The organism is Pseudomonas sp. TH07, from assembly GCF_016651285.1.
Taxonomy (GTDB): domain Bacteria; phylum Pseudomonadota; class Gammaproteobacteria; order Pseudomonadales; family Pseudomonadaceae; genus Aquipseudomonas.
In genome coordinates this window covers 3974278-3995286 of sequence record NZ_JAEKED010000001.1, presented here as the reverse complement: position 1 = coordinate 3995286, position 21009 = coordinate 3974278, and the positions used below count along the sequence as shown (strand labels likewise).

General features: G+C 56.3%; 15 protein-coding genes and 1 pseudogene. 4 read left to right on the top strand and 12 right to left on the bottom strand.

Going from position 1 to position 21009, the window contains the following annotated elements; genetic code table 11:
- Positions 1-195: 195 nt before the first annotated feature.
- The 5 genes from JFU57_RS18620 to JFU57_RS18600 form a co-directional block, all read right to left on the bottom strand.
- On the bottom strand, positions 196-753 hold the full coding sequence (locus JFU57_RS18620; protein ID WP_242489766.1) for a hypothetical protein: 558 nt from the start codon (positions 751-753) through the stop codon (positions 196-198).
- 555 nt (positions 754-1308) lie between these two features.
- Positions 1309-5241 carry a reverse transcriptase domain-containing protein gene (locus JFU57_RS18615; RefSeq protein ID WP_201130345.1) on the bottom strand — a complete coding sequence of 1311 codons (3933 nt, stop codon included), beginning with the start codon at positions 5239-5241 and terminating at the stop codon, positions 1309-1311.
- Positions 5242-5907: 666 nt separating this feature from the next.
- Positions 5908-7737 carry a DUF3732 domain-containing protein gene (locus JFU57_RS18610; protein WP_201130343.1) on the bottom strand — a complete coding sequence of 610 codons (1830 nt, stop codon included), beginning with the start codon at positions 7735-7737 and terminating at the stop codon, positions 5908-5910.
- Complete coding sequence (locus tag JFU57_RS18605) at positions 7734-8189, bottom strand: hypothetical protein (protein WP_201130341.1); 456 nt, start codon at positions 8187-8189, stop codon at positions 7734-7736. Before JFU57_RS18605 ends, JFU57_RS18610 begins: the two co-directional genes overlap by 4 nt.
- Positions 8186-9382, bottom strand: coding sequence for a hypothetical protein (locus JFU57_RS18600; protein ID WP_201130339.1), 1197 nt, complete (start codon positions 9380-9382; stop codon positions 8186-8188). Before JFU57_RS18600 ends, JFU57_RS18605 begins: the two co-directional genes overlap by 4 nt.
- Positions 9383-10162: 780 nt before the next feature.
- On the opposite strand from JFU57_RS18600, the gene JFU57_RS18595 reads away from it, so the two are divergent.
- Positions 10163-10444, top strand: coding sequence for a hypothetical protein (locus tag JFU57_RS18595; RefSeq protein ID WP_201130338.1), 282 nt, complete (start codon positions 10163-10165; stop codon positions 10442-10444).
- A gap of 127 nt (positions 10445-10571) precedes the next feature.
- Here the strand turns inward: JFU57_RS18595 and JFU57_RS18590 are convergent, their stop codons facing one another.
- Entirely contained in the window at positions 10572-11051 is a 480-nt protein-coding gene (locus tag JFU57_RS18590; protein ID WP_201130336.1) for a VOC family protein, read from the bottom strand.
- A 326-nt stretch (positions 11052-11377) separates the two neighbouring features.
- Between JFU57_RS18590 and JFU57_RS18585 the strand changes: the two are divergent.
- Positions 11378-11511: pseudogene (locus JFU57_RS18585) on the top strand (type II toxin-antitoxin system HicA family toxin).
- Between the two features lie 32 nt (positions 11512-11543).
- Positions 11544-11945, top strand: coding sequence for a type II toxin-antitoxin system HicB family antitoxin (locus JFU57_RS18580; RefSeq protein WP_201130334.1), 402 nt, complete (start codon positions 11544-11546; stop codon positions 11943-11945).
- Between the two features lie 567 nt (positions 11946-12512).
- Here JFU57_RS18580 and JFU57_RS18575 read toward each other — a convergent pair.
- The 6 genes from JFU57_RS18575 to JFU57_RS18550 form a co-directional block, all read right to left on the bottom strand.
- Positions 12513-13262 carry a hypothetical protein gene (locus JFU57_RS18575; protein WP_242487591.1) on the bottom strand — a complete coding sequence of 250 codons (750 nt, stop codon included), beginning with the start codon at positions 13260-13262 and terminating at the stop codon, positions 12513-12515.
- Between the two features lie 126 nt (positions 13263-13388).
- On the bottom strand, positions 13389-14453 hold the full coding sequence (locus JFU57_RS18570; protein WP_238596245.1) for a 2,3-butanediol dehydrogenase: 1065 nt from the start codon (positions 14451-14453) through the stop codon (positions 13389-13391).
- A 93-nt stretch (positions 14454-14546) separates the two neighbouring features.
- Complete coding sequence (locus tag JFU57_RS18565; RefSeq protein ID WP_201130332.1) at positions 14547-15659, bottom strand: acetoin dehydrogenase dihydrolipoyllysine-residue acetyltransferase subunit; 1113 nt, start codon at positions 15657-15659, stop codon at positions 14547-14549.
- Complete coding sequence (locus JFU57_RS18560; protein ID WP_078473800.1) at positions 15659-16675, bottom strand: alpha-ketoacid dehydrogenase subunit beta; 1017 nt, start codon at positions 16673-16675, stop codon at positions 15659-15661. The genes JFU57_RS18565 and JFU57_RS18560 overlap by 1 nt, the downstream gene beginning before the upstream one ends.
- Positions 16676-16708: 33 nt before the next feature.
- On the bottom strand, positions 16709-17686 hold the full coding sequence (locus JFU57_RS18555; RefSeq protein WP_201130330.1) for a thiamine pyrophosphate-dependent dehydrogenase E1 component subunit alpha: 978 nt from the start codon (positions 17684-17686) through the stop codon (positions 16709-16711).
- A gap of 2 nt (positions 17687-17688) precedes the next feature.
- Positions 17689-18765, bottom strand: a complete 1077-nt coding sequence (locus JFU57_RS18550) for an ATP-NAD kinase family protein (RefSeq protein WP_201130329.1) — start codon at positions 18763-18765, stop codon at positions 17689-17691.
- Between the two features lie 342 nt (positions 18766-19107).
- Between JFU57_RS18550 and JFU57_RS18545 the strand changes: the two genes are divergently transcribed.
- Positions 19108-20997: a sigma-54-dependent Fis family transcriptional regulator gene (locus JFU57_RS18545; RefSeq protein WP_201130328.1), complete on the top strand. Its 1890-nt coding sequence runs from the start codon at positions 19108-19110 to the stop codon at positions 20995-20997.
- The last annotated feature ends 12 nt before the right edge of the window (positions 20998-21009 follow it).

Below are 21009 nucleotides of genomic sequence, written 5' to 3'. Positions count from 1 at the left end.
GCCGCCGCAATGGGCCATCCATGGCCCAGTGCGGCTAACCCGGCGTCCTGCCGGGTTGCCCACGGCTCACTGCCTGCGTTCGGCCATCGTGGTTTAACGGGGCGCTTCAGATCAAAAGCAAAATCAAGAGCAAGACGGCGGCCTTCCGGCCGGCCTGATCGGGCCCTGTAAAACCCCATGCCCCCTCAGATGCACTCATTCACCCAAGCGCAACCCCAACAGCCCCCGCATCTGACAACTCAAAAAGCAGCCCCTCCACCGCCTCCCCGGAGCCGACCCCAAATCAATCTTCACCCTGTACCCCTCCTCCGTCGCCTCCGGGTCCGACACAAAGTGCACCACACCTTGCAGCCCTTCTTCGGTAGGCGAGTTCTCATCCTCCCCATCGAACCACTCCAGGAACCAGGCCCGAACCACCTGTGAGGCCACCTCCCCACTCAAGCCCCGCACCTGCAACGGCAACCAGTCCCAACCAAACGGAGAAATGACCACCGCCGTCTGCCCAAGCTCAAAACGTACAGGCTCAAAGGCCAGCTCGGTTTCAGAGTCGACCTGCACCAGCTGCCCAGCCGAAACGCCCTCCGCTGCAATGGCATCCACCCGACAGGGCGTGTCCATTGCCCCTTCAGTGGCCAATGAGCCATCGCTGTTTCTATAAGCCGGCTCAACGTGCGACGCGCACTGCGCAGCAACACGTGAAAGCGTTTCAACATAGGGTTTACGAATAGCGGCGAACAGTTCGGAGACGGTCATAAAACGGGTTGCTTCCTTAGCGTGGGCCGTTGATGGGGCGGCCATTGACGGGAGAATGGTGGGTGACTGAAAGGTCGGCGCAATAGTTCAATGGACGGCATGGGGGCGTCCATGAAAAGCGGGTTGGGTTTTTCTGGTGTAGGAAATATTGGGAGGGTTGCTAGATGGATTCCGCGCGACTGTTGAGAAACATTGACCTGAAGCCTCTGATCAATAACCCTCTACGAGAAGGAAGACTTAGAGCCAATAACTGCCGTTCACAACCAGCTGCTTTCGGCCAGTAGCGACCGGCTGAAATCGACCCAATGCAGCCGTTCGCGGGAAACACGGGATTTTGCATCTACTGGGTATCCCAATAATCGACTCTGTATACGGAGCTGGGTCCGGTAGTTTTGTACCCCGCTCTCCATTTTTACTGCCGATAGGATTCAAGCGTAGAGCTTCCAAAATGTAGAAACCTAATCGCGGGAAGCCTAGGGATCTCCTGGTTCCATCCTGTGGAGCAAGTATTTTAGGTGCACGAAGCACAGCTTCGGAAGAACGCTGGATCTCCAGTCAGTGCACTCTTCCTTTATAACCGGCGGGAGCAGTTTTTACCTGTGTTGGTGATCGCCGTGGTTTTGTGGACTTGAATGGGGCTGGATCTATTTCGAAAACACTAACCGCGACTTGATTGTTGCCATGGACATGGGCTACTAAGCGTTCATGTTTAGGAAGCGGAACTTGGGCTGTAGAACCCCCAAATTCACCTGAGTTCGCAAGTACTACTGGTTGATACATGTGGAAATGTAGTGCCGCCACCATATTGTCAAATGTTTGCACGTCCTGATTCAACGCTGAAACGAGGAATACATCTGACCGGTCTCGTAAATCTGCTACCAAATCAAGATCAGTTGCATCGTAGCAGATCGCCGCAGCCAGGCGTGTTGGTGAAGTTGTACCTATGGGAAGCTCCACAAGCGTTACATGAGGGCGATGTCCTTTAACTCCCATCTGTTGTTCAAGTTTCATTGGGTGCAGTTTTCCCTGCCACACGTATTGGATATTCCGGCCCTGATCTGGAGCATCTGTTCGGATTAGCCATAGGCCCTGATTGATTGGGCCTCCGCATTTGCTGGAATGCATGAATGTCAGTCCAGTGAAGATATTGGCCTTAAGCATGTCTGAAAGGCGGCGTAGAAAAAAAACATGTTCGGGATGAACTGCCAATTCAGGGAAAAGAATAACATCGATTTTGGAGTCTTCATCCTCCCCGTCTTTTAGCGGTCGAGACGAAGTCCAAGCACTCAATTTAGCGTGCGCTAGTCGACACACCTGAGCCAAGTGACGTCGGTGTTGTGACAACATCGCCGGAGTCCAGTGGGTAGGGTCCTTGGTATCGAAATCATCCATCCTAGGACGAAGCGTCTGGACAATCGCAACCCGCAACGGCCTGTCCACAAGGGTGGTGCCGTCGCTGGTAGGGATAACGTAGAAAGGAGTTTTACTACGCACCCCATATAATTCCCGTTGCTCTGAAATGCGTTTTTCAAGAATTGCTAACAGCTCACCCGGTGTGCGGACGTCGGAAACCGGTGCCGCATCATTGGCCTTAAATTCGATACCAGGCCATTGGAGGAGTATTGAAATAAATCCAGAAAGCCACGGGGAAATTGGTGCAGGCTCGTCCAGCATGCCGCTGCCAGAATTGAGCATTCCAAAGCGACGCTTATACCAGCTGCTCCGAATGCCTCTGTAGCGTCCAACTTCCTCTGTTACTAAGAATCTCCGCGCGGTGAAGTCGAAATCTCCTGTTAATGCTGATCTTAGGATTCGACCTAATCCGTACATCCAGGTCTGATCATCGCTAACCCACTCTGGATTCTCATATAGCGGATTATTTTCATCTGACTCTTCTGACAAAATAACTTTCAAGAATTCAGGGGTGTTCGGAAGTGATTGTAGCTGTGCCCAGTTTGAACATGTAACGGTAATATCTATAGGACTGAGTCTATTTGAGAGTCGCGCCTCAATACCTGGTGTAATAAGAAGTGCTTTGGCAAGCATTAAAAGCCCATTTTCTTGGCCGAAAGCATTTAATGGGTCTTGCATGACTCGAAGTAACTGGCGTGTTGCTAGTGTTTTATTTTCTTTTTGTTTGCTGGCACTGATGCGGCCAATTTCAACTACAGATTGTGGGACAAATTTTTTCCATTTTTGCAACGTGGCATCCCGCTTGCTGGTCGCCTCGAGAAGCAAATCAGGCCTTTCAAGGGCTATTAAGTTAACAATTTTTTGTATCTGAGTGGCTGACGTGGTAGAGCGAAGCCCTTCAGCTATCCAAGCGGCAAAGCGCCGGGGATTGGGATGCATCTGCTGAGCAACAAGTGCATACGGAATTGTCTTCAATAGTTCGCCTGAGCTGGAACGCTCAAAGAGAAGTGCGCTTCGCAGCCTCTTATATGGTTCGTCTATCGCAGGTTCCTCGATATCATCAAGGCTTACACTGTTATCTCCAATCGATGCTAAGTAAAGCAGTGCCTGCTGTAATAAGTACCAAGGCGAATTTTCTCGCTCTACGACGATAGTTCTTGCGAAACCTCCCAGATCTTCTCTGTAACCTTGAATGTCGATGTTTTCGGGATAGCTCTCGTCATCCCGGAAGCCGGTTTCCACAATGCCGGCACGTAGCAAGTCTGCGGCGATGTATTCAGCGCTTTTAATTTGACGCTGCTCATTTTGATTTGGTTCGCCGGGAGCTTCGAAAAGCTTTGCACTAAGTGCTTCTAGTACTGGTGCGAGCAACTTAGGGTGGGGAAATAAATCAAGCCCGCATCGGAGCAATAATACTAAAGCGGGATTTTCTGCCCAGCATTTAATTAATTTACGCGCTGTAGATTCGAATTCATGGGCAAGGGCTTCTCCGCCATTCATCCGATCCCCTAAGGACTCGCCTGTATCATCAGGTGCGCTGAGATCAGTCATGGCTAGACGCTGTCTCATCAACTCTACGAGGCGAGTCGCCACAAAGCGTTTGACTGTGTCGTCTCGAACGTCTGTTGCGGGGGCAGCTATCGTTGCTAATCGTAGCTTGGATTTTGGCGGTTCTTGTGATCCTTCGATCTGATCCGATATCCAGAGCAAGCCCTCGAGGCCGCCAGCAGCTTGTGCTAATGAATCGATATCAAACGTTCCGCTCAACTCAGCCCCAAGCACACTCATTAATGTTGATACGTTATTCTGGGACGACATTGAGCGATAGGGAATTATAGAGCACTTATCCTCTGATAGGACAATATCTTTTTGGGCCCCGATGCGTTTGCAATGCTCTTGAAGTTTTTCAATTACATAGCTTTTTACTTGATTGAGTGGAGAGCTGTGGCTTGGTGCTTCAATTACAATCCTGATATCATCGACGTAACGGCAATAATCAAGAATCTTGATTCCGCTATTTTCGATTACGAGGTTCTCACGAGTGTCTCTGTCGACTGCTTGATCAAAGCCGATTAAATATGCATTTGCTAAAAAACCTGATGCTACGAGACCTTGCGGAAGTCCAAGGTCTAGCTTTTTACTTCCCAATTCATTGAATAATTCAGCTTGTTCGTTGTCGCTGTCCCGCCAGCGCCATTTTAATATTTTTTCCGTTTTATCCCAAAACTCTTGGTCGGCGCCATTGTCCGCCTGCACATGAAATTCTCGGTTAAACTCGGTCTCAAGGCGTTGTAGCTCAATTACCAATGCCTGACAGTCCACGCGGTCATAAAATGACTTTAAATCAAGAGAAATTACGGATAGCTCTTTTCCTTTAGGTGTCCGTTGAGCTGACTCGGCACAGATTTGGCGTGGGCGAGATAGGAACGCGCGATAGTCTTGGTAGTATTTACGATAGGTCTGGCTATTACCCCAAGAAAAATTAGCTTTAGCACGGCTTCCAGCACTTTCGGACCATCGGCAGTGGAGTCGATTTCCGTAACTTGTGAGGCCATTTGAGCGTGCTTTAACTGCATCAACTTCGTCCGGGTTCCCTTGGGTTGTTTCTATGGATTCAGCAAGGCACATCATTACGGCAGTCGCTAGAGACTGATCGCGAATACCTATATGAGCGAGAGGCCGTAGTTTTTGAAGGCTGGGTTGGTTAGATGGATTATCTTCTTTCTTTGGAACCGGTCCCCAGGCGTTAAATAGAGAGCTGGTAAGAATGCTATCTAAGAAATTGTCTTTCTCCGGCTCAAGGTCCGTCGGGAATACCCACCTTCCATTTTTTGGAGCAGGGACCAGCATCATTTCCATAGTCCGAAACTGAGGTTTCTTTAAGTCCGTGGCCCACACGATCAATTGCCGCTCTAGGTTGACGGTAGATCTATCGAGTTCAAGGACATCAGCGTACGAGTTGTGGCGACGGATGAAACCTTGGGTCTTTTTCCAAGCTTGGGCAAGGATGACGATGTCTATCAACTTCTCGCCACGGGGGCGTAAGACCAGATATTTCGTTTTGATGATGGACATCATCTCTCTCGTGTAGGGCAGTGCGCAGCAGTTCTCAGCTGGCGTGCATTTGGCTGGTAGCACCGAGAGAGACGAAAGGAGGCATCAAGCCTTCTCGTGAAGGAAACCTTCCTTGGTAACGCCCGCATGCCATAATTTCACGGTGATATCATCGTATTTAATAGCGACGACGGCAAGGGTTCGGCAGAGGTAGTAGAGGGACTTTCTGAGACTGAATCGCCCCGGATTTCTTAGATAATGAGCGACCGCTTTTGGCTGATTTCGGCCAGAAGCTGCCGTTAGGAATGGCACCTAACGATTCAAAGGAACAGAGTTGCCTGTTACTCAGCACTGCCTGCTACCCCGCGTTCATTATTGAAAAGAATAAGCAGATCCGGTTTTTATAACTCGCAGTACTCCATCAATTGGTATTACTTTGTTACCCCTAGATCAAGCAAATTCTTTGCCTCATCCTTCGGATAAAAACTGACGACTAAGTTATCGTCACCACTCATGGAATTTTGACAAACTCTTCGCATTGTTCATTAAATAAGCCAGAGCCTTCGTCTCAGCGAATTCGCTGTGCTCATCCAGGACATCACTATAAAACGACGCTGCTCCGATATTAGCTCAAGGAACGGAGCACCTTTGTCACGTTTGCTGCAAGGGTGCTCACGCTTTATATCTTCAGTCGAGGATCAGACCATAATCTCCGCGCAATTCTTTATCTACCAAATGAAACCTGTCTAACGCCAGGCGTTTCCAATGTGTTTCCTTGATGTGCTCAAGCAGTATTATCTGAAACCCACCCTCTTCGTCCATTTGTTTGATAAAAGAATTCATCTCAATTAACGCAGCATCAAGACTGATAATGTCATCAGTTGGTTCTCCCTCATTTGAGAAGTAAGGGGTGCTAGGCTGATCCAAAACCATGAACGAAGGCATCCACGTCACTTTGTGTCGCTTAGCAACTTGGTGGATCGCAAAAAAATAAGCTAAGTGAAGATATAGGTAGTTGGATGCACTGCCAATATCAGGCATTTTTTCTACAGAAGACAAATCCTCGGAAAATAAATGAATCAGGCGCTCTTTCTCACTAAACCGAGCGGTAAAATTATCGTAACCCTTGAGCTTCAGCCTCTTGAGTTTGTCATTAATAAACTCATTAAGCTTTTGCTCTGCCAACTCCACCTTTAGATTATCTTCCTCAATCACACTTTTTAGCTGATCGACCTTGGTCTGAAACTCTTCAGGATCGTATGAAAACGTATGATTGTCTGAGTCACTGAAAAGCTGGATTTTTGTGTCAAGCCTTCCGATATATTTGTAATATTCTTTAGGGCTGGAGCGAGATTTCTGGTTTTTTTGTAACGCAGCTAGCTTTTCTTCTAAGCTGTTAATTTCTTGAGTGTTTTCTGATATTAAATCTTTCACCTCTGCCAAAAAGGGAGCTTGGCTTTTACTTTTAAGTGCGGCACGTAGGCGGCTAAGTTCTGTCTGAAGATGATGAATGAGGCTATTGGCCAATTCTGATGGAAAGATCAATTCTGGATGTTCGTTAAAGAACTCGACTGGACGCAATGCATCCTCTGCCTGCTTGGTAGAGTTGGAGAATTCAAGTTTCTTATCAGCAAAGGCCTCATATTTTTTATTTTTAGAGCGAAGCGAAAATATTTTCTTTTCAAGCGCCTCCGTCTCACCCTTCCCAGGCAACGCAATATCTGAGTCGATTACCACTTCTTTCAATTTTCTCAAAAGCGCATCGACGTCGGTGGGAACATCCTCAATTATGCCCAGAGCAGCCGCCTCCCGACCCAGACCTTGTAAGTCGTCGGCGAACGCTAGTTTATTTTTTTCAAAGATTTCTCTTTTGCGCTCTATTGCTACCTGCTTCTGCTCGAGATCAAGCAACTTTGTTTTTGCGGTCGAGGTTTTGGCGTTTTCAACTCCTAGCGCCATTCGAAAAGTTCGCTCAATAGACTCTTGGTATCGCCCGTCAGCTGGCCGAATATACAGATACTCAGGAGCAATAATTGCGTTCTGATCTTGATAGCTATGAGGAAGGAAGCTTCGAAAGGAAACTTTAGAGCCGGTACGAATGTGCCTGCCACCATATGGAATTTTCAGCTCGGAGTCGATACCAAATGCATCGTTGAGAATCTTCTTGAGATTATCGACTTTGATGTTAAAGTGTGGTGCCTCTGGAATAATACCATCTTCAGAGAAAAACGCTTGAGAGGTTTCCGCGTTTTCTTCAGAAGGGCGTCCAATCAAAATTTCACGACCGTGAATATTAATCCTGAGTCCATACCAAGTCACCTTGGAGTCAATATTGGTTTTTGATATTCCTTTCGTTTCACTGGCAAGCAGGCAATAGTCTATAATATAGAGTATCGACGACTTGCCTTTTCCAGAGTCCCCTGTGATTACGTTAACCCGATTCTCAAGGAATTCTAAATTTCTAAGAATTCCGTTTTTTTGCCAAAGAAGTATATTTTTTATTTGAATACTGCTCATAGAACAATCCTAAAATTCTGATATAGCTCAGTGCTATTTTCTTCTAAAATTTTCGCCAACCTCGGAGCAGCAAGATAAATTTCGGCTCCTAGTTGCCCTACCGACTTTTGGTTCGTCGATGTAAAAACTTCAGAGATAAGGGATAAAGTTCTTTCGTCAAACTCTGCGACCCCCATTTCGCATGCAAGTAACACTGTATTTACCGAGACGGATGAAAAATCTAGGAAGTGATTACTCACAGCGGAGAAGTCTTTTGGAAATGAAAGTACCAGATCACGACTACTGATATACACCACGTTTTTGTTTTTTAGAATTGACCGAATCCGCTTATTAAAGATTAACGGCAAAATCAGCAGTGAGTTGGAAAGTTCGATCGTGCGATCTGGCATGCATGCCAGCGTTGCTTGGAGCGCCAATACCCCGAGCACTTCGTTTGTTACAAGAGGATTCATTTTAGGTAAAGCTCCTGCCAATCTATCTTCCATCCAATCGACGGGGTATTAGACAGCTTGATGAATTTTCCTCGACTGAACCCGTCTGGAAGTGCAATGTTTTTTATTTTTAACTCTTTACTCAGGGTTTTTTCATAGCAAGCTTGAGCGGCCAAGAGGGGCTGAGAACCGTCTTGGGAAAATGCTCCATGAGCTTGCTTGTGTATATTTTTCCAGCTTATCTCGCACTGCTGCTCTAATCGAGTATCATCTTGGTAAGTAAAGTCGCCCTCTTTCTTTAACTCACCTATCAACTCTTCAGTTGCAAGCATCTCAATTCCGTGCTCAACAGCATCAGCTTCAGTCTTACCAATGTCTAGCAATTGAGTGCTAAAGATGCTCCCTAAAAACGATAGATTTTCTAGGCGCTGGAAATGATAGTACTTATCATAGAACCTATCATAATCGACCTCGTTGCTCCTCGATGATCTCAAAATCCTATCAAAACCCATTTGAACTCGGAAAGCCTGATAAGTGATCAACACTTTTGCACCCGATGTAATAGTTTCCACCTTGAACTCTTTATAGGCTCCAACTACAAACTTTCGAGTATCATCTAACTTGCTATCCGGCACGGCAAAATACGCTAGTTTTTTGTTTATCTGGCGTTTAATACTTTCGCTATCAGTCTGAAAACTAAAGCGTTCCAGAAGAAACTCGACTTCTTCATGCTTGGCTGTTGCGAGGGCTTTTACATATCTAAAAATAGGATTTTCTGGATCGGTCGGTGCTTTTAGCGCCTCAGCCGCTTGGATATCTTCAAAAATAGCCAGAATCGCATCAATGATTTTTTCCTTGTTCTCCTTCGCGGCTTTCAGAAGAACAATCAGATTTTGATTATTGAGTTTTTTGTTTGAATATATTTGGAACTCAATATTTTTGCCGGGTGGCAACTCCGGTACCGACTTCCACCAATTGTACAGTGTCTTCCACAGGTCGATATCCCTCTCGGTTATATTTCCTCCGGAAAGACTATGTTTAACCTGAATAAGGCAGAGGTCATGAGTGATACTCTCGGTGTGAACATCATCGAACACCTCTAGCCCAATTTGCTCTCCTGGCTTTAATCCAAGCAGAATATTGACGAGTACAAGATCCTGATACTCAAAACCTAAAGCGCTTTTATCTGCCGCTGTTTGTTCTAAATGTCCCATACGCACCTACCGGAAACCATACTTCCGAGAAAAAGTTCTATGCTCAGGAAAACCTGAGAGCGAATCTGTCCTACAGCCGGCATCAACTGGAGGCCACGCCCTAATTTATGGCTATAGCGCAGTTTCCAGCGGTGGATGCCCAGAGGTTTTTTGACTGGCTTATGCTTCATGCACGGATAGACCTCCTGGAGCGGCACTGATACCTGCTGATGAAGCCGACAGGCATGGATGGCATATTGACATAACTCTGTCGATGGCGGTGAGTGTGAGGATCGGTGCCCCCATCGTTTTAGCGATCGCCTTCAGTCACCTCAATTTTTGGTCGGGGCTTATCGAAAGGCCAACAGGTTTCGTGACCGGATGCTATGGGTCGAAATAGGTCACTTGCGAACGTCCGATTTTGGCCGATAGCGGCCTCTCTTGTACGTACTCAATACCCAAGGGCAAACCACAGCTTAATCACCGATGTGCCGTCGCCACTGTTTCCGCTGCTCCCACGACACACCTACTCAAACAATCTCAACCGATACCCGGTTGTCGCTCTCAACCACTCACCCTATAGTTCGCCCTCGCAGCAAAATCGCGAACGACCTTGGCCGGTCGGGATTACAACGCAGCATCAGCGTTCGACACACTCTTGCAGTCGCCTATCAGGTGCCCGCGACAGGATGTTATGACGGCTGTGCACGGTGGATCCCAGGTCGGCACATACCCGCACAATCGTCATTTCCCTCGTAGCCGGCATCTCAGGTGATTGCACCACTCACAGGAGCTGCACCGATGATTGACCAAGCACACTCGCGCTTTACTGCCGTCGACACCCACGACGCCGATCAAGCGGTTTTCTACCTCGACACCCAAGCCTCTCTGAACGATCTGGCCAGCAGCGCGGCCCATCGTTTCACTGTGGTGCGGGATCTGATGGACACGCTGTCCACGCTTAATCTGAAAGATATTTCCGACTGTGATCTGACGCGGATCACTCGTGGGGAGCACCTGCTCACCCGGGAAGGGTGCGCGGTGTTGGAGGTGATTCAGTGGCGTACGGGACAAGAGCCCTGATGCACCTGAAGTGTCACGGAGCCGGCGCTGGCCGGCGCAGCCTCGTGCCTCGGCAGCGGCTACAGGCTCTGTAGCCGCTGGCGTTCGGATGACGGCCAATACCAAAACGCAGCGGCTCACAGGCCCGCTAACCGGCGAGTGCGGCTTCGATGGCGGCGATGTCTATCTTGGTCATGGTCATCATGGCGTCGAAAGCGCGCTTGGCTGCGGCGGGATCGGGGTCGATGATCGCGGCGGTCAGCACACGGGGCGTGATCTGCCACGACACGCCCCACTTGTCCTTGCACCAGCCACACACGCTTGCCTGGCCTCCGTTGGTGACAATCGCGTTCCACAAGCGGTCCGTTTCGGCCTGGTCGTCGGTCGCCACCTGGAATGAAAAAGCCTCGTTATGCGTGATCCCCGCCCCGCCGTTCAATCCCAGGCAAGGGATGCCCATGACCGTAAACTCGACCGTTATGACATCGCCCTGCTTGCCCGCCGGGTAGTCGCCAGGCGCGTGATGAACAGCGACGACGGCGCTGTCCGGAAAGGTCTGGGCGTAGAACTGCGCAGCATCTTGCGCAGTGCCGTTGTACCAGAGGCAGATCGTGTTTTTGCTGAGCATTTTTCTTCTCCAGAATCAGGCCTGACGCCTTCATTCCAGCCGCGCTGAACCTAGGCACATCCACAGGCGAACCCTAAGTGTTGTACAAAGCGCAGTTTTTTCAAAAATCGCCCCCTTGCAGCCCTTTGCGACCGGCAGCCGTTGGCCGAAAGCGCTTTCATGCTTGCCAAGACACCTGAACGACACTTTCCGATACATAACTCCAGACACACAATTTAACCTGCGTTACCATGCGCCTGGAGTTATAAAGCACCCCTCACCCCGATAAGGAGATGGAGGTGCAAAGCAGACAGCTGATCAAGGAGCTTTAAGCCGCAGGATGGGTACTGGACCGGGTTACCGGAAGCCACCATCTTTTCAAGCATCCCTACCGGCCCGAGACCGTTCCGGTGCCGCACCCGAAGAAGGACCTGCCACGGGCACGGTCAGGGCCATCCGGAAACTGGCTGGACTGATATAGCCCTTCAACCTTCATCTATTGAGGAAATCCCCGTGCAATATCCCATCTGCATCGAGTGGGGCGACGAACAGACGGCCACCGGCATCCAGATTCCCGACATTCCTGGAGCCGTCACCGCTGGCGACAGCTTCGAGACCGCGTACGGCGCCGCCATGGAAATCGCCCACATCATGCTCGAAGAACTGGCCCGTGCAGGACACGCCATTCCCCTGCCCACCTCCATCGGCCAGCACCGCGCCAACCCCGATTTCGCGGGGATGGGCTGGGGCATGCTGGACATCGACGTCGCGCCTTACCTGGGCAAAACCGAGAAGGTCAACGTGACCTTGCCCGGGTACGTGATTCAACGGATCGACCGGTTCGTGCGAGAGCACAACATCAAGAGCCGGTCGTCTTTTCTGGCGGATGCGGCGATGGAGAAATTGGGGCGTTGAGGACCCGGGCGGCGAGCAGTTGACCTGTAGCTGCGGATGATGAGTCGGGGGGCGTTCGGACGGTGGCCGTGGCGGATGTGTTGGGCGGCGATGAGGGCCAGCGCAGCCTCGCAGGCTCGACAGCAGCTACAGGGGCAGAACGAACAAAAACAGGCCGGCCGGAAGGCCGCCGTCTTGCCCTTGATTTTGATCTGAAGCGCCCCGTTAAACCACGCTGGCCGAACGCAGGCAGTGAGCCGTGGGCAACCCGGCAGGACGCCGGGTTAGCCGCGCTGGGCCAGGGATGGCCCATCGCGGCGGCCCACGGATCACTGCCGGAGTGAGGGCATGCCGAGCCTAGGCGAGGCACCGAGTGGTGGGGCAAGAGCGTTTTGCTTACTTTTGCGCTTTTCAAAAGTGAGCCGCCGTAAGGGCGGAACCCTTAGCCGCCACACCCGCAGCAATGGATATGCACCCCCATAAAACCGAGGTGCCAGGTCTTGGGGCCGCTACGCGGCCCAGCGGGAGCAAGCTCCCTCGCCACAGGGGTAAGGCAGGCCGGCCGGAGGGCCGCCTGGGAGCCCCAAATCACTGCACCGGCAAAAAATTCATAAACAGCAAACTCTGCGCATAATTCAACCCAATCCGCCGATACCGCTCATCCAACATCTGCGTCAGCAAATCCAACCGCGCCACAATCTTCCCAAACTCAACCGCAAAACTCAGGTTACTGCCCTCCTCCGAAATCTCATTGGAAAACAACAACAGCACCCCATTGGCATCCTGCCGCTGGCTCAACAACCAAGTGGCCTTCTCAATATTGCGCGCCGCATTGCTGACAAACTGCGGATCGATGGCATCAGTCATATAAAACTCGGTGCGCCCCCCATGGGCCGTCACCAGCATGCTGCCGATGGCATAGATAAACGCCCCGACCCGATCCCCCTGGAATTCCGGGCTCAGGGAATAACTCAAGGCCGCCAGATCCCGGCGATCGCCCAATGAAGGCAGCGGCTGGCGTTTTTCGATGGCGTTGCGGATTTCGCGCTGGGCGGTGGTGCCGTCGGGGTAGCCCGATTTGCGCCACTGCGCCGGGTTGCGCAGGTACAGCTTGCCCATCAGCAGGTACAGGCTTTGCAGGTTGTCGCGCATGCCCAGGGTGGCCATGCGGTCGACGCTGGTCTGGAAGAATTCGTCGGGTTTGCCTTTACGAAACTGTTCCGCGATATCGCGTCCTTGCTGCTGGCTGCAGCCACTGGAACAGAGCACCAACAGCCCTGCCAACAGCAGGGGGCGGCGCAGCAATTGCTTCATGCAAAAGAAGGGGGCGTAGGCCATCGGCACCGGGTCAATATTCACTGGCACAGCTGGGGATCAGCGCGGCCTGGCCATGAATAGAGCGGCAAAACGTAAAAAAGTGCGATGGCCACCCACGGCCATCGCCAAATCGCCCGCTTGGGCGTGCTACACGCGACCCGGTGAAACGATGATTTTCACGTTGTGTTCCTTGTTGTTGACCAGCTCCTCAAAGCCCTGGCCAACGATCTCTTCCAGTTGGATGCGCCCGGTCACCAGCGGCGTGATGTCCAGGCGGCCGTCGGCGATAAAGGCAATCACATCGGCGAATTCGCCGTTGTAGGCCAGGGAGCCCAGCACCTGTTTCTCGGTGGCCACCAGCTCGAAGAAGTTGAACTCGCTGGGCTCTTCGAAGATGCCCACCAGCACGCATTTGCCGGCCTTGCGGATCAGGTCGATGGCCAGCTTGGCCGTACGTTTGTTGCCGATGCATTCAAAGCTGACATCGGCCCCCAGGCCGCCGGTGAGGCGCTTGACCTCGGCCAGGGCGTCGCATTCCTTGGGGTCGAGCACGTGGGTCGCGCCGACTTCCAAGGCCTTGGCCTTGCGTGCGCCGGACATTTCCAGGGCGATGACCTGGGCCGCGCCGGCGGCCTTGGCGCACATGATGGTGCACAGGCCGATGGTCCCGGCGCCGACCACCACCACGTTCTGCCCCAGCAGGTTGCCGGCCTTTTTCACCGCGTGCATGCCCACCGCCAGGGGCTCGATCAGCGCCCCGGCTTCGGCCGGGAAGTTGGCCGGCAATTTGTACAGCAGGTTGGCCGGTACGTTGACCAGTTCGGCAAAGGCGCCGTTGTTCATCAACCCGGTGAAGGCCAGGTTTTCGCAGATGTTGTACAGGCCGTGGGTGCAGTAATAACAGGTGCCGCAGTGCTGGCAGGCATCGGCCGCCACCGGCTCGCCGACACTGAAACCCTGGACCCCGGCGCCAAGCTCGACGATCTCGCCGCAGAACTCATGGCCGAGGATGCACTGGCCCTTGATGCCGGTCAGCGGGTGCGGCGCATCCACCGGGATGAAGACCGGGCCGGCCACGTATTCATGCAGGTCGGAACCGCAGATCCCGCACCACTCGACGCGGATCTGCACCCAGCCGGCCGGTGGCGCGCCCGGCAACGGCACGTCTTCGACGCGGATGTCGTTGCGGCCATGCCACACGGCGGCACGCATGCTTTGAGTCGATTTGAGAGAAACACCCATCTTGGCTACGCCTTATTGTTATAGGGCTGCGCAGCCAGGGGGCCGGCGCAGCCATCACGGGCTTCAGTGCTGGCGGATAAACTCCAGCACCAGCCGGTTGACCTGTTCCGCCGCTTCCATCTGCACCATGTGCGCCTGGCCCGGCAGGATCTCGATCTGTGCCGCCAGGCCCTGGCTGTGGGCCGCCGGGATGATCGCGTCATCACTGCCCCAGATCACCAGCACCGGTTGCGCGCCGTCCTGGACCACGGCTCGCAGGTCGAGCTGTTGCCGGCCTTCGCCGAACAGGTTCGCCGCCAGTTGCCGCAGGGCGCTGTCCACCCCTTCCAGGCGCTTGTACTTGAGCATGTCTTCGAGCATCTGCCGGTTGACCAGCTCGGCGTTGGAGAACAGCTGCATCAGCGGCGCCTTCAAGGCGTTGCGGTTGGCCGCCTCGACGAATCCCTGCAGGTAGCTGCCGTTGATTTCCGTGCCCAGGCCGGCGCTGCCGATCAGGGTCAGCGAGCGCACCCGCTGCGGGGCCAGGCGCGCGGCGTTGAGGCACACCGCACCGCCCATGGAATGGCCCACCAGGTGCGCCTCGGGGATATCCAGGTGATCGAGCAGCGCCAGCAGCACGCCGCTCAGTTCATCCAGGTCGCCGCGCTGCAACTGCTTGGCCGACTCACCATGGCCCGGCAGGTCGAGGGCGATCACCCGGCGCCCGGCGGCCAGGGCTTCATGGTTGAACAGCCAGTTATTGAGGTCGCCGCCAAAACCGTGCACCAGCACCAGCGGCACACCGCCTTCGCCGCGCTCGAAGTAGCGCACCAGGCGCCCGTCCAGTTCGACTTTCTGGGGCTTGGGTCCACTGTCTTCCTCGGCACCGGCACCGGGCACGAAGTCGGCCTGGAACTGCTCGATCACCGCGTCGATCTCGGCGTCGCTGACGTCGCCCTCGACCACGATGCCGAGCAAGGCGCCGACGGACAGGGTTTCGTCCTGGCGCGCGATCTGGCGCCGCAGCACCCCGGAGAACGGCGCCTCGACGCTGCTGGAGATCTTGTCGGTCTCGACGTCCAGCACTTCATCGCCCTTGGTGATGGCCTGGCCTTCTTCCTTGAGCCAGGCATCGACCCGGCCCTCGGTCATCGACAAGCCCCACTTGGGCATGGTCAGGGTATGGATCTGGCTCATCAGCGCTTGCTCCATTCGATGACCTTGAGCACGGCGTTTTCGATCTTCGCCGCGTCGGGGATGTACAGGTCTTCCAGGGCATCGGAGAACGGCACCGGGGTATGCGGCGCGGTGACCATTTCAATCGGTGCCTTGAGCGCACCGAAGGCTTTTTGCGCCACCAGGGCCGAGATATCGGTGGCCATGGAGCAGCGCGGGTTGGCTTCGTCGATGACCACCAGACGCCCGGTCTTCTCCACGCTTTCGAGGATGCTGTCTTCATCCAGCGGGCTGGTGGTGCGCAGGTCGATGACCTCGCAATCGATGCCGCGCCCGGCCAGGCTGCGCGCCGCGTCCATCGCGGTGTTGACCGTGCGCCCGTAGGAGACCAGGGTCACGTCCTTGCCGTCGCGCAGGAAGTTGGCCTCGCCGAAGGGGATGGTGTAGAGCTCTTCCGGCACTTCGCCCTGCATGCTGTAGAGCATTTTGTGCTCGCAGAAAATCACCGGGTCGTTGTCGCGAATGGCCTGGATCAACAAGCCCTTGGCATCGTAGGGCGAGGATGGGCAGACCACTTTCAGCCCGGGGATGTGGGTCCACAGCGAGGTCAGCATCTGCGAGTGCTGGGCCGCCGCGCGCAGCCCGGCGCCGACCATGGTGCGGATCACCAGCGGCGTGGCCGCCTTGCCGCCGAACATGTAGCGGAATTTGGCCGCCTGGTTGAGGATCTGGTCCAGGCAGCAACCGGCGAAGTCGACGAACATCAACTCGCACACCGGGCGCACGCCACAGGTGGCCGCGCCGACCGCCGCGCCGACATAGCCCAGCTCCGACAGCGGCGTGTCGAGCACGCGCCCGGGGAACTGGTGGTACAGGCCTTTGGTCACGCCCAGCACCCCGCCCCAGGCATCGTTTTCACCGGGGGCACCGGCACCGCCGGCGACATCTTCACCCATGATGAACACGCTGGGGTCGCGGCGCATTTCCTGGGCCAGGGCTTCGTTGATGGCCTGCTGATAACTGATTTTTCTCGCCATGATAGAGGTCTCGATTCTTGTTATAGGGAGTATTCAGGGGTAGGAGACGTAGACGTCGGTGAGCAGGTCGGCGGGGCTCGGCTTGGGGTCGGACTTGGCCTTGCGCACGGCGTTTTCGATCAGCAGATCGACCTCGTGGTCGATCTGGTCCAACTGGCTGGCCTGGACCAGCCCGGCGCGGGTGCTGCGCTCGCGGAACTGCATCAGGCAGTCGTTGTGCTCGCGAAAATGCTTGACCTCATCCGGCGCGCGGTAGGTCTGGGCATCGCCTTCGAAGTGGCCGTAATAGCGGGTCAGCTTGACCTCGATCAGCGATGGCCCCTCCCCGGCCCGGGCCCGTTCCACGGCCGCGCCGGCGGCTTCGTGCACGGCAAAGAAGTCAAAGCCGTCGACCGTGACCCCGGGCATGCCAAAGCCGGCGGCGCGGTCGGCGATGTGGTCGCAGGCCACCGACCAGTTGGAGGCCGTGGCCTCGGCGTAGCCGTTGTTCTCGGCGATGAACAGGCACGGCAGGTTCCACACCGAGGCCATGTTCATGGCCTCGAACACCGCGCCCTCGTTGGAGCCGCCATCGCCGAAAAACACCACTGCCACGCTGTCGGTGCCCTTGAGTTTGGCGGCCAGGGCCGCGCCCACCACCAGTGGCGCGCCGGCGCCGACGATGCCGTTGGCGCCGAGCATGCCCTTCTCGAAATCGGCGATGTGCATGGAGCCGCCCTTGCCCTGGCAGACCCCGGTTTTCTTGCCGTAGATCTCGGCCATCATCCCGTACACGTCCACGCCCTTGGCGATGCAATGGCCGTGGCCGCGGTGGTTGGAGGCGATGCAATCATCGTCGCCCAGGTGGGCCATGACGCCTGCGGCCGAGGCTTCTTCGCCGGCATACAGGTGGACGAAACCGGGGATCTCGCCGGTGGCGAATTCCACGTGCAGGCGCTCTTCGAAGGCACGGATGGTGCGCATCACCTGGTAGGCATGCAGCAACTGATCAGAGGTCAAAGGTGTCGACATTTTTATTCTCCAGGAGTGTCTTGGTGCTGAAGGTTCACGGGGTGTTGCGGGTGTTCGCGACCGATGGCCAACAGGCGCTCTTGCGCCGTGAACGCCAGGGCCGCCTGGACATCGATGCTCAGCGGGCCGCCGCCATCGAGGGTGACCGTGGGCCGGTCATGCAGGTTGAATTCGATTTCGCGCTCGCCATCCAGGGCCAGGGTGCCGCTGGGCAGGGACAGGGGCCGGGGCACCCCGGGTTGCAGGTAACCGGCGTCGCGCACCCCGCAGCCCTGCAACAACCCCGGGGCCAGGGGCACCAGCAGGGCCTGGGGCGCATGGGGGTCCAGGCGCATCCAGGCGCCGTAGGGTTCCTGGCGGGTGACCGGCAGCCACAGTCCGCACAGGGCAGACAGGCCGATGGACTGGGGCTCGGCAAAGGTCACGAAGACCTCGGCCAGGTCCGCCGCACGGCTGATGGCCCGAGCGCCGATAAAGGGCAGCGAGGACACTGCCACGTCCACCAGGGCGATCTCGTGCAGGCCCCGTGCGGGCTCGCGCACCAGCAGCCGTTTGTTGCGCCGCAGGGCGATTTCGGCCGGGATCCGTCCGCTGGCGAACAGCCCGCCGGCCAGCCCGGCGCTGGTGGCTTCGCGCAGTTCGGGGAAGGCGTTGTTGGTGCCGGTGGACAGGGTCAGCAGCGGAATATCGCCGACCTCGGCGGCCACCGCCTTGTGGGTGCCATCGCCCCCGAGCACGGCAATCAGCGCCACGCCGCGCTCGGCCATCCAGCGTGCGGCCTTGCGCGTGTCTTCGACGCTCTGGCGCAGGGTCAGGTCGAGAAACTCCAGCGCCGGCCAATGGCTGTCCCGGGCCTGGCGGCTGTGGCTGTTTTTCTGCACCGCGGCGGCGATGCCGGTCATGTCGGTGGGCATCAGCACCCGTTCTATACCGGTGGCGCCAAACGCCGCCAGCAAGCGCTGGATCACCGAGACTTTGTCGGTGCTGGAAAACAGCCCGGCATTGGCGGTCAGGCGGCGCACATCGCGCCCCGAGGCCGGGTTGGCGATGATGCCCACGGTCAAGGGCAAACGGCTCATGCAGCCACCCCGGGCACAACGGCGAACGAACCTTGAGCGAACGACATAGGGCACCTCTTCTTATTATCTGGCCAGTCAGGCTGGGTATCAGAGCTAGAGCAAGGCCGGTGCCAGGTTGCGAAAAAACCCCGCAAAAGCCCGGGCCAGGGCCTCGCGCAAGCAATGGCCGAGTGGCGTCGGAAGACACCGGCTGAGACGCTGCATGTCAGGCTGCACGGGGCCTGGACGAGACCTTGAGACGTTGCGTCTCACCCCGACCCGCGATCAGAGGGCGCTTGTCGGCGGCCGGTGTTCGGCGCTTAATGCCCGCACAACGATAAGAAGCTGGAACCGGAGGCCCTCATGCTTTGCGCACATTCAAAGGCGCATGTGGATTGCGTCAGCCGTGTCTTGAGAAACGCCGAACACCTGCCGCAATTGCCGGTCTCGGACCTGATCCTCGATTCCTGGCGCCGCTCCATGGAGCAACATCACCTGGACCCGGGCTCGCTGCAGGGGCCACGGATCCTGTCGCAGAATGTGCTGCAGGAATGCCGCGAGCGTTCCGAGCTGTTTCTGCGCATCGCCAGCGAAGAGGTCGCGCGCCTGCACGGCCGGGTGCGCGACGCCGACTATTGCGTGCTGCTCACCGACGCCCAGGGCCAGACCATCGACTACCGGGTCGAAAGCACCATTCGTAATGATTGCCGCAAGGCCGGGCTGTACCTGGGCACCTGCTGGTCCGAGGGCGAGGAAGGCACCTGCGGCGTGGCCGCAGTGCTGACCGCCCGGGCCCCGGTGACGGTGCACAAGCGCGACCACTTTCGCGCTGCCTTTATCGGCCTCACCTGCTCCGCCGCGCCGGTCTTCGACCCCCAGGGCGAGCTGCTCGGGGTGCTCGATGTGTCGGCGGTGCGCTCCCCGGACGAGCGCCGCTCCCAGCACCTGATCCGGCAGATGGTGGTGCAGAGCGCACGGGAGATCGAACAGGCGTTTTTCATGAGCAGCGCCCAGGGCTTCTGGGTGCTGCGGGCCCACCACAGCCCGGGCTATGTCGACAGCCAGCCGGACTACCTGCTGGCCTGGGACGACGATGGCCGCCTGCACGCGCTGAACCCGGCGGCGCGCCAGTGGTTATTGCAGGGGCTGGGGCGCCTGCCGGAGCACATCGGCCAGGTGTTCGACCAACAGTCGCTGCACCGGGCCCGGGATGAGTCGCTGTGCCTGCTGCCCTGCCTGGGCGGCCGCCAGGCGCTGCACGGGCGCCTGAGTGCGCCGCGGCGCGTCAACCGCAATCGCCAGCGCCTGGCCCTGGCGCCAGCCGAACTCGACCCGCGCCTGGCCGAAAGCCTGCGCCTGGCGGTACGGGTCAAGGACCGCAACCTGCCGGTGCTGATCCAGGGTGAAACCGGCTCCGGCAAGGAGGTGTTTGCCCGCCAGGTGCACCAGGCCAGCCAACGCCGCGAGCGGCCGTTCGTGGCGGTGAACTGCGCGGCGATCCCGGAAAGCCTGATTGAAAGCGAGTTGTTTGGGTATGTCGCCGGGGCCTTTACCGGGGCGTCGAACAAGGGCATGCAGGGCCTGTTGCAACAGGCCGATGGCGGCACGCTGTTTCTCGATGAAATCGGCGATATGCCCCTGGCGTTGCAGACCCGGCTGCTGCGGGTGCTGTCCGAGGGCGAAGTGGCGCCGCTGGGGGCTTCGCGGCGCAAGGCCGTGGATATCCAGGTGGTGTGCGCCAGTCACCGTGACCTGGAGCAGTTGGTGGCGGCGGGCGAGTTTCGCGAGGACCTGTATTTTCGTCTGGGCGGCGCACGCTTTCAGTTGCCGCCGTTGCGCGAGCGCAGCGATCGCCTGGCGCTGATCCAGCGCATTGTGCAGGAAGAGTCGCAGCTGTGCGGGGCGCCGGTGCAGCTGGGCAGTGCCGCCCTGGAATGCCTGCTGGGTTACCGCTGGCCGGGCAATGTGCGCCAGTTGCGGCATGTGCTGCGCTACGCCTGTGCGGTGTGCGAGGACGACCTGATTCAGCTGCGGGATTTGCCCGAACAGTTGCAAGGCCTGGCAGTGGACGGCACGCCCCTCGACAGCCCGGCCGAGAGCCACGCCAGCCCGGAACGCCAGGCCCTGCTCGACGCCCTGGTGCGCCACCGCTGGAAACCCCTGCCCGCCGCCAAGGCCTTGGGCATCTCCCGCGCCACCCTGTACCGCCGCGTGCACCAGCACGGCATCGAAATGCCCGGCCGAAGCCTGTAGCCGCTGGCGATA

Coding starts and splice junctions, on each gene's coding strand:
- JFU57_RS18575 (WP_242487591.1), bottom strand. CDS start 13,262: ATGGCCTACGCCCCCTTCTTTTGCATGAAGCAATTGCTGCGCCGCCCC.
- JFU57_RS18605 (WP_201130341.1), bottom strand. CDS start 8,189: ATGAATCCTCTTGTAACAAACGAAGTGCTCGGGGTATTGGCGCTCCAA.
- JFU57_RS18560 (WP_078473800.1), bottom strand. CDS start 16,675: ATGGCGAGAAAAATCAGTTATCAGCAGGCCATCAACGAAGCCCTGGCC.
- JFU57_RS18595 (WP_201130338.1), top strand. CDS start 10,163: ATGATTGACCAAGCACACTCGCGCTTTACTGCCGTCGACACCCACGAC.
- JFU57_RS18550 (WP_201130329.1), bottom strand. CDS start 18,765: ATGAGCCGTTTGCCCTTGACCGTGGGCATCATCGCCAACCCGGCCTCG.
- JFU57_RS18570 (WP_238596245.1), bottom strand. CDS start 14,453: ATGCGTGCCGCCGTGTGGCATGGCCGCAACGACATCCGCGTCGAAGAC.
- JFU57_RS18565 (WP_201130332.1), bottom strand. CDS start 15,659: ATGAGCCAGATCCATACCCTGACCATGCCCAAGTGGGGCTTGTCGATG.
- JFU57_RS18590 (WP_201130336.1), bottom strand. CDS start 11,051: ATGCTCAGCAAAAACACGATCTGCCTCTGGTACAACGGCACTGCGCAA.
- JFU57_RS18555 (WP_201130330.1), bottom strand. CDS start 17,686: ATGTCGACACCTTTGACCTCTGATCAGTTGCTGCATGCCTACCAGGTG.
- JFU57_RS18610 (WP_201130343.1), bottom strand. CDS start 7,737: ATGAGCAGTATTCAAATAAAAAATATACTTCTTTGGCAAAAAAACGGA.
- JFU57_RS18620 (WP_242489766.1), bottom strand. CDS start 753: ATGACCGTCTCCGAACTGTTCGCCGCTATTCGTAAACCCTATGTTGAA.
- JFU57_RS18615 (WP_201130345.1), bottom strand. CDS start 5,241: ATGTCCATCATCAAAACGAAATATCTGGTCTTACGCCCCCGTGGCGAG.
- JFU57_RS18545 (WP_201130328.1), top strand. CDS start 19,108: ATGCTTTGCGCACATTCAAAGGCGCATGTGGATTGCGTCAGCCGTGTC.
- JFU57_RS18600 (WP_201130339.1), bottom strand. CDS start 9,382: ATGGGACATTTAGAACAAACAGCGGCAGATAAAAGCGCTTTAGGTTTT.